Source organism: Streptomyces sp. 8L, assembly GCF_020176795.1.
Classification (GTDB): Bacteria; Actinomycetota; Actinomycetes; order Streptomycetales; family Streptomycetaceae; genus Streptomyces.
Genome location: NZ_JAIUKE010000309.1, coordinates 1 through 15492 on the forward strand (window position 1 = coordinate 1; position 15492 = coordinate 15492).

The following is a 15492-nucleotide window of genomic DNA, read 5'->3' on the forward strand; positions in this document are numbered from 1 at the left end:
GCGGGCGGGGTGTGGTGGACGGGGCGGCCGACGCGCAGTTGGTCGAGGTCGGCGGCGACGCGGGTGAGGTCGGCCCTCACCCGCGCGGGCTCGGCGCCCTGCGCGGCCCAGCGAGCGGTGGCCTCCTCGATGGCGGCGGCCCGTTCGCCGGGGGCGGTCGGCAGGTCGAGGAGGTCGGCGGCGATGGGGTCGAGGACTTTCCACCGGCCGGTCGTGAGGTCGAGGACGGCCGCTCCGGCAGGGCCGCGGGCGGCGTGGAGAAGGGGCGGAGTCATCGGCTGGTCTCCTGGGCCGGGGCCGGCTCCCACCAGGCGCCGGCGGCGCCCGGCAGGTTCGACAGCCACACTTCGGCGGCGACCAGGGTGTCGAGGCTTGCGAGGTCGGCCGGGGAACCATGGATCGTCCGGTCCAAAGAGGCCAGGACCACACCGGTGTCGATGAGGCCCGCCCCGGCCAGCGTCGATCGCTTCAGGAGGGCGCGTAGGGCGGGGGCGTTGACGCGCAGACCGTCGTAGATACCGTCGAAAGGAGTCTTGGTGCGGCGGGACAGGACCGGGGCGTGGACGAGGCCGGTGAAAGCAGCGCGGGCCAGCGGCTTGAAGTCGCCGGGACGGCGCCGTTCCCAGGCGGGAACGGCATGGCAGACGTCGACGATGCGGGTGTCGAGGAACGGGGCGTGCACCGGCAGGCCCCACAGGGCGCGAGCGAGGGCGTCGAGGTGGGCGTGCTCGGCGCCCGTGGCCTCCAGGGCGAGCCGTTCGCGCAGCGCACCGGGTCCAACGGCAGGGTCCGCGGCCTGCGCGCGGGCGCCGATGAGGTCGGCCACAGCAGTGCGGCCAGCAGCGGTGAGCCAGCGCGCGGCGGGCAGCCGCCCGCACCAGCGCGCCACATCGGCGGCGTCGGGAATCGCCGGCAAGGCCGCGTCGCCCCGGACCGCGTCGGCGAGGCGGGCCAGCGCCTTCGGGTGGGTGCCGCGTGCGGCAGCGGTGACGGCGCGCACCACGGGCTGGACAGCGCAGCGGCGTTCCCGAGCGAGGCGGTGCGCGTCGCGCAGGGCTGCGGCGCGGGCGCCGCGGCGGTAGCGGTCGGCGGGGGAGGCGAACGCGTCCAGGACGTTGTCGCCGCCCCCGCCGGTGAGGTGCCCTGTGCTGCCCACGGCGACGGCGGGGGCCAGTTGCGCGTGGAGGATGCCGAGCCTGGAGACGTTGAGGGTGGGGGCGTCGGTGAGGGGAACGCCGCTGGGGTCGGTGAGCCGGTCGAAGTGCCTACTGCCGCTACGGCGGCCGTCGACCAAGTGCCGGGTGATGGCCGGGTAGGCAGCGGCGACCCCGGCGGCGTAGCGGGCGTCGTCCTGGTCGGCCATCGCCGCGTCGATGTAGCTGACGGCGGTGACGTCAGTGTGCGCGGCGGCCAGGCAGGCGATCGAGCTGGAGTCGACGCCGCCGGACAGGTCGCTCGACAGTGGCCTGCCACTCAGGGCGCGGCGGCCGACCGCGAGGGACAGTTCGTGACGCAGGGCCTCGGCGGCGCCGGCGAACGAGCGCTCGGCCGGGGCGGGGAGCCGCTCGATGGTGGGCGGGGCGCCGGGGTTCAGGGTCAACGCGGCTCCCGGCGGGACGCGGTGGATGCCCTCGAACCAGCCGTCGGCCCCGGGCTCCACGCCCCAGGTGGTGGCCTCGGCCAGCAACCGGACCAGGTCCGGGGCGGCGCGGGTGAGGTCGGCGAGCGCCGCCGCGGACGTGGAGAAGGTCACCGCCGTGTCGGTGGCGATCCAGTGGACCTGAACGGTGGCGGCGCGATCACCCACGACCCGGACGCTACGGCCGACCCTGACGATCCCCAGGTAGGAGCCCGGCAGTCGACCGGCGTGATGCCAGTGGCCGCGCGCGGCCGACTCGGCGGCGTCCCGGACCTCCTCGGCGGTAGCAGGGCAGGCACCGACGAGGATCACCTCCGCCGTGTGGTCCCGGGACACCGCGCAGCACACTTCGTGGGAATCGTGCCCGACACTCCAGGCGCGCAGAGTGCCGTCGTGGTGGAACTCGTGTCCGCCACGCGGGCGCGGCCCGGCGACGAGCGGGGGCGTGCGGGCAAACGTGCCTGCGACGTACCTCATACAGTGCTCCCCTGCTGGTGAGACATCCTCCGGAACAAGGCGACGCGGGGGCGGGACGGCCGGTGAAGACCGACCCGCCCGGGGCGCGCCCTCACCCAAAGGCAGTGCCGAACGTGCCGAACGGCTGTCAGCCCTGCCAGTACATGGTGCTGTCCGCCTTGTTGAAGCCGCCGCTGCCGAGGGTGACCTCAGAGACGGCGCCGAGGTCGGCGACCTCGGGGGTGGCGAAGACCACGACCTCGTTGACGGCGAGGGTCTGGGGGACCTGAATGTCGGTGCTGTTCTCCATGACGGACTCCTTCGTGTGGGTTGGATCAGGTCTTCGAGGTCGGTACCGGCCTCGAAAGGCCCCGGGACGCCGATCGACGCCCCGCCGTTTTTCACCCGGCGCCGTGCTGCCGCGCAGAACCATCACAGCGCGCACCGCCGCCACACGGAAGACACTTCAAGTTGCCTTCGGTTGCCGCCAGTTGCTCCGGTTGCTCCGGTGCTCCCCCCTGTTCCCGTCCGGCCCTCCGTTGCGCACACTGGGATTTCCGTATCCGGGAGGTCGAACGTGAGCGTGATCCTGGAAGACCGGCACCCGCTCATCCAGATACTGACTTTGCGTGGGTGGACCAGCGAATACTGGCTGCGCCGCGTCGCTGCCAAGCACGACGAACTCGGCTACGGGGCCCTGGCGGTCCGCAAGGAGAAAGTCAGCCGCTGGACTCGACCGGGACGCCCCCAGACTCCGACCGCTCCCACTCAGCTGGCCATGGCCGACATCCTCGGGATCGACAGCCACGAGGTCTACGCCCGGCCATGGCCGCTCTGGCTCCTGCTCGCCCTGCGAGACGACGCCACCGTCTGGGACTCACCCTGGACCCCGGCGGGAACCATCCAAGTACTCGATGACGCCGGAGGACTCGTGGAGCTGGACCGACGCGGATTCCTGATCGCTACGACCGCCACGCTCGCAGCGGTCCTCGCACAGTGGGCCACCGCCGAGCCCGCCCCCGCATCCGCCTCCGGCGGCCGCCAGATCGGCACTGCCGTCGCCGACCGCTTCGACAGCACACTGGGCGAACTCCGCCACCTCGACGACGAGCTCGGCAGCGATCACGTCTACGACGCCGCGCGCGCCGAGAGCCGACTCATCACCCGGCTCCTGCGCGAGAGCACCTACAACCAGGAAACCAGCCGACGCCTCCACGCCTGTGCGGCGGAAGCCAACCGGCTCGCCGGATGGTGCGCGTTCGACAGCGGCCACAGCGCCGCGGCAGAAAAGCACTTCGTCGCATCGCTGCGGGCCGCCGCCGGGGCCGGCGACCGCACGGCCGGAGCGACCGCGCTCGCCTTCTGGGCCAACGTCCGCTACTCCAACCAGCGCCCCGACCCGCAGGGGGCTCTCGATCTCATCGACAGGGCACTCGCCCACCGCACGGACATCGCCTCGCCCCGGGTGCTGACGATGCTCCACATCCGCAAGGCACGCGCCCACTCGATCGCCCAGGAACCCACGGCCGCCTACCGGGCGATCGATGATGCACTCGCCGCCTACGGACGGGGCGCTTCGCCCGGCGAGGATCTGGAGTCGATGTACTGGATCACCACGGGCGAGATCTTCCAGGCCGCCGCGTCGGCTGCCCTCAGCCTCGGAGACCCACAGAGGGCCCTGGCCTACTTCGCGGCGGCCACGACCCACCACGACCCCTACGACCCGCAGAAGGAACCCCGCGGCACCGCGATCTACCTTGCCCGACAGGCCGAGGCGCACCTTGCCCTCGGTGACCTGGACGGCGCCGTCGAGACCGCGCAGCACGCCATCGAGTTGATGGGCGGCGTCAGCTCCGCACGCGGCAGCGACACCCTGACCGGCCTGCGGTCCGAGTTCATACCGCACCGTGCCACCCCGATCGTGAGGAACTTCCTCAGCGAAACGGCCTGAGCCGGGTTGCCCGGCGGCGTTCCTGGCGGTCGTGGAAGTCAGTTTCCGTTGTTCAAGGAAGTGACCTCGTACCGTGGTCGCCGGCCGTGCTCACCCGGTGCTGGCCGGGGCGTCCGCGTTCAGCAGTTGCGGTTGCGGGCTGCGTCCATCGTCGTCGCGAATAGGGCGTCGCGCTGCCGGCGTTTGTAGACCGCGACCTTCGTTACCCCGGCGTCGGCCGCAGCACGTCCGACCGGGTGCCCGGCCCGTAGCGACTCCAGGAACCGGCGGGTGCGATCCGCCGTGAAACCAACCGGCCGCCATCCGGCGCCGAGCGGTGGAGCCACCGCGGCGGGGGCGTCGCACGCCGCCGCGAACTCCAGCTCGCCGCGCCAGGTTGAGCCCTGAACCCCGAGGATCACGTCGACCGTGCTGGGCGGCAATCCCAGAGCCAGGAGGCGCAGGTAATCCGCCCGCAGAACCGCTCCGTGCGCGTCGGGATGGGCCGGGTCACGCCCGGTCATGGCCACCGCCAGTCCAGCATGCGTGCGCGCGGTCGCCCTGACGTCGTCCATCGCGTACCCCAGCTCGCGCGCGGCGTCCGCCAGGACCTCGCCGAGCAACAGGTGCCTGACCAGTGCATCTGCCTGATCATCCGTCAGTAGCTCGGCCATGAGCCGAGTCTACGAGGGCAGTCCGCCGCCAGGGCCTCGCCTATGTCTCTTGGCGCTGTGAGGTGTCGGCAGCGACGGCTCAAACTGGTCGTAGTACGGCTTACCCGGTACCGCTCGGGGCTTGCCCAGGGGCAGGTGCCAGCGGGCAGCCCGATGCTTCATGCCCGGATGTGCATACGGGATCTCGTGGGGGGCGTGTTGCCCGCCCGGGGTCTTAGGCCCAGCCTGCGGGGTCGGCCTGAGCTTTGGTTGCCCGCCGGCGTTCCTCGCGGTCGTGGAAGTCGGTTTCCGTGTTGTGGTGAGTGAGCGCGTTCAGGAGGGGGTGCGGTCGCGAGCGTCCGAAGCGAGTCCATACGGGTCCGTGAGGGCCGTGCTCCCGGAGAAGAGTGAGGGTGGTGGTGATGACGGGGACGACGTCCTTGTACTCTCGCCAGCCGTCGTCCTCTCGCGCGTCAGGGCGGCGGCCTTCGTAGCTGGTCCAGGGGGCGGTCCAGTGGTCGCGAGAGGCCTCTCGGATCGCGTTGACCCGGCGCTGGAGGGCGGAGTCGGAGGCGTCTTCCGCGAATACCAGGGCGAGCGGGGGATGGCTGGCTAGTCCCGGGGCGGGCCACTGGGTGGCCCACATGGGGATGTTGCGGCCACGAGGGTCGGGCAGCTGGCGTCGGAAGAACTGCCGGTAGGTGGCGATCTTCTGAGCGACCAGGGCCGGCGGTTCCGTTTGCCGGTCGACTTCCACGAACAGAACCGGGACATCGTCCTCCACGGCGCTCAGCAACGCGTCCGCGCGCAGGCTCCCCCTCGCCGGCGTAGTGAATGTGCCGTGTACGGGGAGAGCAACCTCGGTCCACCATCCGCGCAGGTGTCCCAGTCCCTGGGGACGGCTGGGCAACTGCCGCGGTCGCGACACGACAGGAGACGTACGACGGGCCACGGGGTTCGTCGGCAGCGGCGGCGTCTGGAGGATCGCGTCGATGACATCGGTGACCGCGAGGCTGTGTGCAGCACCGGCCTTCGCTGCTTCTCGTGCCGTGCCACCCATCTCCTTGATCGGCCGGCCGAGCTCAGATGCGGCGGCAGCGAGCCCGGCCTGGGTCAGCGTCCACAGGTCCTGTGCAACGCGCTTGCCTCCTCCCCCCGGGCGGTGCGTTCGTCCGACCGACTCCGTCAGTCCGGCCTCGCGCAGGTCCTTGGCGGCGTTGCGAACCGTTTGCAGATTCGCGGTTCCCGGGAGCACGAGATGTCGCAGCTGCCGGACCGTCGCGACCTTCACCACTCCCAGTGCCATGAGCACCAAGCCCCGGACCCGCGAAGTCGACTTGTAGGGCCACGCCTGCTGTTGATTCGTCATCGACGCTCCCGTTCGCTCTAGTCCTTGAGACTCGAACCCTCCCCGGCCATAGGGCCAGAGAGGGTTCTCAGCATGAAGGACGGCCGGGCAACCGGCCGTGAGCTGCGCTTTTGCCCTGTGCTCCGTAATGACTGATGTAGGGAAGAGTGTAGGGGAAAGTGTAGGGAGAGGTGTAGGGAAGAAGCTAAGGCATACCCACCCTCGGTCATCCCCTTCTGGCCCGGCACCGACCCGCGGAATGCTCTGTTCGTATACGGGCCGTACGGGCATGATCACTGCTATGGGTGACCGGGCGTGGGACCGCAAGAGCAAGCAGGTGATCGAAGTGCCGGGCGGGGCAGCGGGGCTGGAGCCCGGGCTTGCCCGCGGGCGGTACGACGAGTTGGGCAGGGTTCACGGCCGGAACATGTTCCGGGCGTGCGAGCAGGACCTGATCCTGCGGGGGCTGAACCCGACCGCGAAGCAGCACCAGATCCGCGATGGCCGGCGCTGACCCCAACGCCCCGCTGCAACCGGTAGACGCGGCGGGGCGCCTTCAGTGCCTGGAGTGCGGCAACTGGTACCGCTCACTCGCCTCCCATCTACGAGCCAGCGAGGACATGTCTGCTGACGAGTACCGCGAGCGCCACGGCCTGGCCGCCGGCCACCCGCTGGTCAGCCAGGAACTGAGCGAGACGTGGAGCGAGCAGACCCGCACCCGCCAGGACCGCGGAGACCTCACGTCGATCGCTGAACTGCCGGCTGACAAGTGGCGCGCAGCCAGCAGCAAGGGCAACGCGCGGCACCGCGAGACCGCTCCCCGCCCCGAAGTGAAGGCCGCCCACCAGGCCGCAGTCGTCAAGGGCCGCAGCCAGGCCCACGCCAACAGACGTGCCGCGCTGGACGCGCTGGCACGCGATCTCAACCACCCTGACTGGGCGGCGTTCATCCGCGAGACAGCGCACCTGAGCGTCAATCAGGTAGGCCGCATGACGGGCCGCAACCCGAAGACGATCGCCTACTGGCGCCAAAAACTACTCGGCGCGGGCTGGGCAACAGCGGGCGCACGGCTTCATCCGCGCCGGGCAGCCGCCTACGCGCGGCTGGACGCCGAGTTCGCCACGCGTGGGTGGGTCGACCTGGCTGCCGCCTGTAGCTCGGTTGGCAGACGCGGCCTCCAAGGCGTCGCTGCGGCCGTCGGAAGTAAGCCCGCGACTTTGCAGGCATGGGACGCACAGCGTAGGACCGGCGGGGAGACACCATAGTCAGCGGGGTGCGGTGCGTCCTGTGGTTCAGGACGGCCGTTGGGGCAGCAAGGTGCGCAGGAGCTCTGCCGTCTCTGCTTCCATGTCCACGCCGCCGCCGAGCTGCTCGTTGATTCGGGTGAGGCGGGCTGCTGCCGCACGTAGCCCGTTGGTGTCGCCTGCGGCGTAGTGGGCGAGGAAGACCTGCCGGTGGAGCAGTTCGCTCTCCTCTGCGGCGAGGAGGCCGCGTCGTGCGGCCCACAGGGCTCCGGTGTGGTCGCCTGCCTCGCGTGCGCGTGTGGAGAGCTCGTAGGCGACGTCGACGATCGCGGAGACCATTTCCTGTACGTCGGGTTCGGCCCAGGTATAGCGCTGGGGGTCGATGCCGGTGAAGGGGCGGCCGCGTACGAGGCTGAGGGCGTTGCGCAGGGCGCGGGTGCCGTCGTCGTCGTGGTGGGCGAGGCCGGTACGGGCAAGCTGCTGGAACTGACTCCAGTCGCAGGTTACTTCGTCCCCGAGGCGGTAGCGGCTGTCGCCGGTGTCCTGCACGCGAGGGAGGTGGGGTTTGCCCTCGGGGTCCTTGCCGAGCCATGAGCGGGTGCGTGAGATGACCGCGTTGCGCATGTTCTTGTTGACCAGGCGTCCTGGCCACAGCGCGTCGTCGACGGCGTGGTGGTCCACTCCGGGGTGGAGTGCGAGGTAGGCGGTGAGCTCGGTCCCGGCGCTGCGCCGGTTGGAGTCGATGCGTCCGGTGGCGCCCTCGATCGTGACAGGGCCCAGGACGAGGATGGCGGGCGCCTCGCGTGTCGCGGGCTGCTCGAAGGCGGAGGCGGGCGCCTCGGCCCGGGACAGGATGGCGAGTTCCGGCTCCGCAGGTTCCGCCGACTGTTCGTCGGCCGCCTTGGTGCACGGCGAGCGCGCGGCGGTAGCCGGGCGAGGCGGTTTCCCGGGTGCGCACCGGCCCTGCGGGCGCGGGCTCCGGGGCGGCGTCGGCCGGCTCGGGCATCGGCACGGCGCCGGGAGCGAGGATGCGCAGGGCACGTACCACCGTGCGGCCGGCCGAGGCGTTGGCTGCCGCGATGATGCGGGCCTGCTCCAGGCGGGTCATCGTCGCCCAGGCCGCCGACTGCGGGCACACGGTGAGCCGGCCGGCCTCGGCGTCGTACCTGATCGCGGCGACGTGCCCGGCCAGCTGCGGGGCGATGGCTGTCCACCGCTCCCGCAGCGTCGCGCCGGCCGCCGGGAGCTCCCAGGCCCGCTCGATGACGAGCGCGCCGATCGCCGCACCCAGGCCCATCGGCTCGCGCCCGTCGCGCCGCACCGCCCGGACGCCCCGCGGCTTCCGCTTCGCCTTCGGGCCGGCGCCGTACTTGCGGGCCGCCTCGCTCGCGGCCCCGAACGCGACCCGGGCCAGGTCGACGCCGGACGTCTCGCCGCCGCTCACGCCTGCCCCCAGGTGGAGAAGCCGAGGTCCAGGTGCCCGAGGCCCGCCAGGCGCTGCACCTGGGCGACGAACACTCGGGTGAACAGGCGTTGCGCCGACAGCTCGCCGTACCGGTCGATGTGGTCGAAGACGAGCTGGTGGTCGGCGGCGGCGCGGTTGCGCCAGTCGAGGACCTGCTCGCGGGTCAGCTCCTCGAGTACGAGCTCCTGGACGTCGTCCGCGTCGGCGAACTCCGGCGCCGGGGCGGGGGCGGGGGGGGGGGCCGGGCGCGGCGCGGGCATCGCGACCGGGGCCACCGGCGCGGCCGGGACGTCGTCGGCCGGCTGCGCGGCCGCGGCTTCGGCGCGGTGAGCCTTGGCGGCGGCCTGACGGGCGCGGACCTGCTCCCACTCGTGCTCGCGGGCCCACCCCTGGGCGGTCACCCGCTCGTGCAGCTGCCGGGCGACGGCCGTGCGGCGCTCCTCCTCGGAAGCGCCGGGCAGCTCGGCTTCCACAGCGGCCGCGACCGTGTGGCGCTGGGCCCGGCGGTCGGCCTGCCGGTCCTCGCAGCGCGGGCAGTCCCGGCCGGTGTCGAGCAGCACCCGGTCGTCGCACCGGGGGTCACCGCACTGCTGTCGCTGGGGCAGGCCCCGGGCCAGCAGCCAGCCCACCGGGTCGGTGATCGGGCCACCGGTGCCCAGCTGCTCGTCCAGGCGCCGCACGAGCCGGTCAGAAAGCACCTGCGGGGCATCCGTACGGCCCGCGAAGCCCTGCACGCGGGTCAGCTCGCTGCGGGCGGCGGCCTCCACCAGGCGGCGGGCGGCCGGACGGTCCAGCCGTGCCCAGACCAGGTCGACCGGGGCCAGGACGGCCCGCAGATCCTCCGGCGGCAGAGGCACCCTCCCCCGCTGCCGCCTGCTGTGACAGGCACCGTCCACGCCCGGCACCGGTACGCCGGTCACCGGCTCGCGGCCGGGCTTCTCTCTGCTCATCGACGGGGACTTCTTCGGCTGTTCCCCGCGAAGCGGGCCGCCGTCCTCGCGCACGCACGCGCGGTCCGGCAGATCGTGGTTCCCACCACGGCCTTCGCCGGAAAAACCACAATCAAGCTGTTGAGGAACGACGGGAGTAACCAGGTGAGGGTGATCAGTGTGAAGGGCTGCCGCAACGCCGTGCTCTGCAACCTCCGCAACATCCGTTACCTGCACGCCGCTGACCTGCGTTTCCTCCGCCAGCTCCAACAGCTCACCAGCCCCTGCCGTAACGTCGCGCTCTGAAAACTCGGGCTCAGGGGCCTCCCCACCGTCCCCCTGTGCGTCGGCGACCGTGAGGCCGTGCGCGGCGGCGACCGCCGGCACCATCAGCCGCGACCGGTTCGCGAGCCCGGACGCCGTCCGCAGACGCACCCTGATCACGAGCTCCCGCTCCTCCAGGCGCCCGAGGATTCCCGCCGCCGCTGCTGCCGTGCACCCCATCAGCCGTGCCAGCGTCGCCGCCGCCCGGCCCCGCTTGGTGTCCACCGCCCCGCCGCACAGCCGGATACGCCCGCTCTCCCGCGCCTCCAGCACCATCAGCAGCAGGGCCAGGCGGTCCGTCGCCGCGCCCCGACCGGTACGCGTACCGATCAGCCCCGGCGGGGTCACCCGACCGTCCCGGTGCGTCCAGCCCGGCCCCATGACGGCCTCCAGCAGCCGCAGCAGCGTTGCGTATTCTTTCTTCGCCAGATGCAGCGGGTGCCCGACCACGTCCTGCGTCGCCCACAACGGCAGCACCCGGCACTCCAGGCCGATGTCCTGGCCATACTCGCCCTCTTCCGCCTTCACCGACACCACACCCGAGCGGCGCAGTGCTGGCACCACCGTGGACGCCGTGTACGACGCGGACACCCCGAGCCACCGGCCCAGCTCACCGGTGCGGATCTTCACCACACCGGTCTCCGACGGCGTCCGCGACACCAGCACCAGCACCGCCAGACGCGCCGCGTCCGACGCACCCTCCAAGCCCGCCACGTTCAGCAGCGCACGCATCGCGCCACCCAGACGGGCGCGAGTGCCCCGACCGAGCGCCAGCGGATGGCCCGGACCATGTGCCGGCACCGGACCCGCCTGTGCCGGCACCGGCCGCAGCCAGCGCGAACCACAGGCCGGACGGGATGTGAACCTCAAAGCAGCGGAGGCCGTCGGCCTGGCCATCACAGGAACACACCCCCGCCCGCAGAGCACGCTGCACGGAAAGAGAACCTGTTGCCGAACCGGTCGTTGGGAGGTACATGGCAGCCAAGACCAAGAAGGACCCCGCCGCGCGACGTGCCCGCGAAGCTGCGCGCCGCGCCAGCGCAGCAGAGCGAATCGGCCCCCGCCCCATCAGGACACCCCGTCCGCGAACTCTCTACAACCTCAACCCACCGGGCCTCTACTACCAGGAGTGGGACGAGCCGACAGGCACCGACGAGGAGGTGATGAACAAAGTGATCGAGGCCTTCGGAGCCGACTCCGGGGAGGCGACCACCATGCGCCTCATGCTGGAATACCGGCACATCTACGGACCGCACATCCCGTTCGCGGCTGCCGGCCATCTCGACCTGATCCTGCGGGACACCGACCTCGCAGCCAGCCTTGCCGAATCGGCCGGCTCCCCGACGGACGACGTGCGAAAATCGCTGCATTCCCTGCACGCGCAGGGAATGCTGCTCGTCAGGGATGACGGAGCCCTCTGGATGACCGTCCCCCCTGGTACCCCGTACTCCGCAGCAGGGGGCCAATGGGCATTCGTGGAACAAAAGGTAGCGGCGCCAGCCTGACGTCAGCCCGATCCACCGCGCCAACTCCCCCGCCGTGATAAGCGTGCTGAAACTGTCGGCGACGCGCGCCTTCGCCATCACCACTACGGCCGCCAGACGCGCCGGGTCACCCGCGCCCTTGAGCGCGGGGTCCGACACCAGCGCGCGTACCGCGGCGAGCAGTCGCCTCTGCATCGTCTCCGTCAGCAGGAGCGGATTGCCCAGACTCAGCGACTCCACCGGAGCGGCCTGCACCGGCACCGACCGCAGCCGGCGCCGCGCTGCCGCGCCGAGCTCCTCGCGGGGGCGTACGAGCGACGCAGCGACCGGGCTCAACGGACACCCCGCAGGGCCTTCGAGAAGAGGTCCATCCGGCGACCATGGGCCAGAACGCCTGTGGCCAGAGGCCCCGCAGGCCCAGACGACCCGGTCTCTCCCGTACGGCGCGTCAGAAGTTCGCAGAGCGTCCCGGCGTACGGGACGACCCGCCGGCCGATGTCTCTCGCTGTGGCGTCGCTCACAGCCAACCGGGCAGCGTCGGTACGTGCTGGCTGGTTTCGAGGCGTGGTGGCATGCCGGAGCTGGCACACCTGGGCAGCGTCATGCACAATGGCTCCTCGTAGGGCTCCGAGCCTTACGGCATGACGAAGCCCCCCCGTGGGTGGCTTCGGTTTCTGGGGAGAAACCAAGTGAAAACCGTTCGACCGGCGCGAACCGGGTGGACGGCCCATCGGAAGGACTGCAATCCCTCCGGTAGTAGATGGGCGCTACAGCGACACGTGGGTGGAATCACGAGTCGGCTGAGTGGCCCGGGGCGGCACGAAGACCCTGACGGGCGCCGCCCCGAGTGACCTACGTCATCCCGACCCCCTCATCCGAGGCGCGGTTCGGGATGCGCTCAGACAGCACGAACACCCCGTCGACGGACCAGCAACCGGCCTGGCTGCTGACCCCACGGCGGGGTGCGGTGTGTGCACGCGCGGGTACGGGTACCCTGATCACGTCGGCACCTTCCTTCGCATAAAAGGGTGCTCGGCCGGCCGCAGGACCCCCTTCACAAGGTCCTCCGGCCACGTGGCCCCTCCCGGCTTGCCAAGGCCGGTCGACGGGGCCACCTTTACATTTTGATCAACGTCGGAAGTCACCCTACCGCTCCCACAACGCTCCAGAGACACCCCCTGCTTACGTGTCGTCACCATGCCCGCCTGCCAGCACATATCGATCGCGTGGGTAGGGGAGGACGGCCCCATGGAAACGCTTTGGCCACGTTCCAGGCACAGCTTGGTGTGCCAAGCGTTGTCGGTACGGTTCAGTCGTCGTCAACGTCACCGTTTTCATCGTCCAGTCGAGCGCTGGCGTTGCGTCTGATGGAGTAGCCGATCTCGAATTCTTCGGCGCTCATCCTGGTGTCGTTAATCTCAACAACCTTGCCGTCAGGGGAGGTCGTGACTCGCACGATTCTCAGAAGTGGCACGCCAACGTCGGCTGGCAGCTTCAAGGCCTCCGCTTCTTCAGGAGACGGCATGCGGGCGGAAACGGCTTCACTCCAGCGGAGGGGACGGTGGCCCATCTCCTCCAGGCGGTCGTAGATGCCACCCCGCCCCGTGTCGGCTTCCACGAGTTGCGTCCCGCGGGCAAGGTCGCCTGGCAGGTAACTGGTGGCCAACTGTTTCGGTGTCCGGTTCTCGTTGTCCCCCATCACGCGGTCGCGGATGAAGACCTCGGAACCGGTAGCGATACCCATAAGCGCGGCGAGGTCCACCGGTACGACACCCCAGCGCAAGGCCGGGGGCGCCAACGCAACCCACGGCTGAGCGGTCGGGTCGAAGTAGTAGCCAACCTCATCCCGGAAGACTTGGCGGCTCCGAGTGATGCGCCGCTTCTCAGGACGCTCTCGCACGATGGTCCCCCTGCGGCGCACCGCGACGACCAGCCCCTCTTGCTCCAAGAGTGCGATAGCGCTGCGGACAGTTTGGTACCCAGCGCCGTACTGCGCCTGAAGCTCAGTCAGCATCGGCACCTTGTCGCCCGGCATGTATCGCCCCTCGCTGATCTGCTGTCGCAGGTCAGCGGCGATGTCGCGATACGAGACGGGCATCGAAGCCACCTTCCAAAGTGTTCCTCGAATCTGATTCTAGGGCTAGCTCTATCAGCCAGCGATGTCGGAGCACAAGCAGTCGACACGGTTAGAGCTATCGGTATTGACTTGTGGTGCGACATGGTCTCTACTTGGCGATAGCGATAGCCATAACCGACCGTCAAGGTGCGGCTACGTCACGCACTACCAACTGCATACGTCTGGCTGATCGCCGCTTCCAAGCGCGGCCGGGGTGACGAACGACGAGGTCCTCCGGAGCACAGCCAGTTGCGCCACCCGCAGTCGCCGTTGCGCTGCGCGTCGATCAGGAGCAGGGCTTGCCCAGGTTCCTGGTCGGCGGAGAACGCAACAGCAGAGGGAGAAAACTGATGCGTCACAACGGACGTGCACCCATCCTGGCCAGCCGAATGTCGCCAAAACATCTCAACCTCCGCGAGGGTGAACCCCGCCTCGTGGTGTGCCCTGACTGCGAGTCCTGGTGCGGCCTGGAGCGGTCGATGATCAAGCCGCACCGCGACGGCACCGAAGCCCCGACACGCGCACGCCGCTACGTCGGTGACAAGCCCTCCAGGGGGCGCCGATGCCCCGGCAGCGCACAGCGCATCGTCTTCGACGTCACGTCTGAACAATGGGGCGAGCGCCTGCTGGAGGCCGAAACAACGGCCTCCGCCCGCCGCTCCACGATGGTCTTGCCCAAGGTCAAAGCGGCGCCCGCACCGGCTGTCAGCCAGCTCGTGCCCGCACCGCTCAGTGCCGAGACGATCCGCCGGGCGCTCCGAGGGCACATCCAGCAGTGCCGGGCGTGCAAAGGCAAGGCCACCAGCCGTGTCGGTGAGCCGCTGCCTTGCCGCGACGGCGAGCGCTTGGCCGTCACGTTCCTCCGGCTTCTCCGGCAGGAGCCCAAGCGCCGGGCTGTGCGCGACCTCTTCGCTCGGGAGCGCCGGCGCTTCGACCGTCAGTACGCGGCGGCGGCCCCCGCAAGGCGGGCGTTCGAGTGGGGCGCGGTTCTCCCGGCCGTACAGGCCGTTGACTCCGAGCGTGCGCAGCTGCCCACCGGTGACACTCCGACCGAGGCACCCAGCGTGCCGCTGGACACTCTGCGGCCCTCCCGCTGAACGCCGTACGACGACACACCACCGCCTGAAATCCCATGAAGGAGAGACATGTTCACGAAGTGGCAGGCGCGACGGCGCCACATCCTGCTCATGCGCATCGCTGCTGACGTCATCTGGGCGAACAATCTCCACCCTGGCACCGCCCAGGACTACGAGGAACTCGCGCAGCTGCTCGGCGGGCGGGTCTACTCCCGCTGGGGCGAATCGATCGAAACCGCTGATGCGCTGCGGTACATCATCGCGGCGCTCGCCGATCGAGGCACCTCGACCCCGTCCGGGCTGACGGATCATCCGGCCGCCAGCTGACCCCGAGCGACCACAACGGCCCCCACCAACTTCGGTGGGGGCCGTTGTGGCTGCTCGGGCAGTCACCGCGATGGTCCCGTTCACGAGAGGCAACCCGCATGCGCAGCATGTCACCCATTCCCTCGCAGCTCGATGTGGAGCTTGGGCCGCGCCGCCCAGGCGCCGTCTACCAGAACGTTTCCGGCGCTTTCGAGGTGCTGGCCCTGATCACCGACCCGATCCGGGCCGCACAGATGCTCAAGCGCAGCAGCGCCCGCTGGGCGCTGGTCGTGCGCGACGTCCTGCGTGCCGACGGCCAGCCGTTCGTCATCGGCTCGGTGTGGACGACCAGCGACTACCTGGTTCGCCCCGCCAAGAGGACGCCGAGCGTCACGTCTGCGGCCTGAGCGTCCCGCGCTCCCCCTCGCCGCCGGCCAGCCCCACGCAGGCCGGCGACGTCGGAGACCGCAGGAAGCGGTCGGTGCGCGCCCGGGGCGGCTACCCCCCGCCCCCCCCGGCGCC

The 15492-nt window shown here is 70.7% G+C and carries 15 protein-coding genes and 1 pseudogene; 7 read left to right on the plus strand and 9 right to left on the minus strand.

Features of this window, described 5'->3' with window-relative positions; translation table 11 throughout:
• The 3 genes from LCE31_RS23985 to LCE31_RS23995 all read right to left on the minus strand — a co-directional run.
• Positions 1-275, minus strand: a 275-nt coding sequence (locus tag LCE31_RS23985; protein WP_225017482.1) for a hypothetical protein, incomplete at its 3' end; no start/stop codon positions are given.
• Positions 272-2116 carry an asparagine synthase-related protein gene (locus LCE31_RS23990; RefSeq protein WP_225017484.1) on the minus strand — a complete coding sequence of 615 codons (1845 nt, stop codon included), beginning with the start codon at positions 2114-2116 and terminating at the stop codon, positions 272-274. The genes LCE31_RS23985 and LCE31_RS23990, both read right to left, overlap by 4 nt.
• A 127-nt stretch (positions 2117-2243) precedes the next feature.
• Entirely contained in the window at positions 2244-2405 is a 162-nt protein-coding gene (locus LCE31_RS23995) for a hypothetical protein (RefSeq protein WP_225017486.1), read from the minus strand.
• A 267-nt stretch (positions 2406-2672) separates the two neighbouring features.
• Between LCE31_RS23995 and LCE31_RS24000 the strand changes: the two genes are divergently transcribed.
• Entirely contained in the window at positions 2673-4046 is a 1374-nt protein-coding gene (locus LCE31_RS24000) for a transcriptional regulator (protein WP_225017488.1), read from the plus strand.
• Positions 4047-4165: 119 nt separating this feature from the next.
• On the opposite strand, the gene LCE31_RS24005 is transcribed toward LCE31_RS24000, so the two are convergent.
• Together LCE31_RS24005 and LCE31_RS24010 are read right to left on the minus strand one after the other, a co-directional pair.
• Positions 4166-4699, minus strand: coding sequence for a hypothetical protein (locus tag LCE31_RS24005; RefSeq protein ID WP_225017489.1), 534 nt, complete (start codon positions 4697-4699; stop codon positions 4166-4168).
• A 214-nt stretch (positions 4700-4913) separates the two neighbouring features.
• Positions 4914-6047: a replication-relaxation family protein gene (locus LCE31_RS24010; protein ID WP_225017492.1), complete on the minus strand. Its 1134-nt coding sequence runs from the start codon at positions 6045-6047 to the stop codon at positions 4914-4916.
• 268 nt (positions 6048-6315) lie between these two features.
• Here LCE31_RS24010 and LCE31_RS24015 point away from each other — a divergent pair, with 268 nt between their 5' ends.
• On the plus strand, positions 6316-6540 hold the full coding sequence (locus tag LCE31_RS24015; RefSeq protein ID WP_225017494.1) for a hypothetical protein: 225 nt from the start codon (positions 6316-6318) through the stop codon (positions 6538-6540).
• Complete coding sequence (locus tag LCE31_RS24020; RefSeq protein WP_225017495.1) at positions 6527-7291, plus strand: MucR family transcriptional regulator; 765 nt, start codon at positions 6527-6529, stop codon at positions 7289-7291. The genes LCE31_RS24015 and LCE31_RS24020 overlap by 14 nt, the downstream gene beginning before the upstream one ends.
• A gap of 27 nt (positions 7292-7318) precedes the next feature.
• On the opposite strand, the gene LCE31_RS40930 is transcribed toward LCE31_RS24020, so the two are convergent.
• The 3 genes and pseudogenes from LCE31_RS40930 to LCE31_RS24035 all read right to left on the minus strand — a co-directional run bounded on the left by LCE31_RS40930 (position 7319) and on the right by LCE31_RS24035 (position 10720).
• Positions 7319-8311, minus strand: a complete 993-nt coding sequence (locus tag LCE31_RS40930) for an AfsR/SARP family transcriptional regulator (RefSeq protein WP_225017497.1) — start codon at positions 8309-8311, stop codon at positions 7319-7321.
• A 46-nt stretch (positions 8312-8357) separates the two neighbouring features.
• A pseudogene (locus tag LCE31_RS24030) lies at positions 8358-8567 on the minus strand (DciA family protein); the annotation flags it as partial.
• Positions 8568-8710: 143 nt separating this feature from the next.
• Positions 8711-10720 (minus strand): hypothetical protein, encoded by a 2010-nt coding sequence (locus LCE31_RS24035; protein WP_225017499.1) that lies wholly within the window; start codon positions 10718-10720, stop codon positions 8711-8713.
• Between the two features lie 242 nt (positions 10721-10962).
• Between LCE31_RS24035 and LCE31_RS24040 the strand changes: the two genes are divergently transcribed.
• Positions 10963-11493, plus strand: coding sequence for a hypothetical protein (locus LCE31_RS24040; protein ID WP_225017501.1), 531 nt, complete (start codon positions 10963-10965; stop codon positions 11491-11493).
• Between the two features lie 1288 nt (positions 11494-12781).
• On the opposite strand, the gene LCE31_RS24045 is transcribed toward LCE31_RS24040, so the two are convergent.
• Positions 12782-13570: a GntR family transcriptional regulator gene (locus LCE31_RS24045; protein ID WP_225017503.1), complete on the minus strand. Its 789-nt coding sequence runs from the start codon at positions 13568-13570 to the stop codon at positions 12782-12784.
• A 407-nt stretch (positions 13571-13977) separates the two neighbouring features.
• Between LCE31_RS24045 and LCE31_RS24050 the strand changes: the two genes are divergently transcribed.
• The 3 genes from LCE31_RS24050 (at position 13978) to LCE31_RS24060 (ending at position 15377) form a co-directional block, all read left to right on the plus strand.
• The gene (locus LCE31_RS24050) at positions 13978-14685 is read left to right on the plus strand and encodes a hypothetical protein (RefSeq protein WP_225017505.1); all 708 of its coding nucleotides are present in this window, start codon (positions 13978-13980) and stop codon (positions 14683-14685) included.
• A 48-nt stretch (positions 14686-14733) separates the two neighbouring features.
• Positions 14734-14991, plus strand: coding sequence for a hypothetical protein (locus LCE31_RS24055; RefSeq protein ID WP_225017508.1), 258 nt, complete (start codon positions 14734-14736; stop codon positions 14989-14991).
• Positions 14992-15098: 107 nt separating this feature from the next.
• Positions 15099-15377, plus strand: a complete 279-nt coding sequence (locus LCE31_RS24060) for a hypothetical protein (RefSeq protein WP_225017510.1) — start codon at positions 15099-15101, stop codon at positions 15375-15377.
• Positions 15378-15492 lie beyond the last annotated feature (115 nt).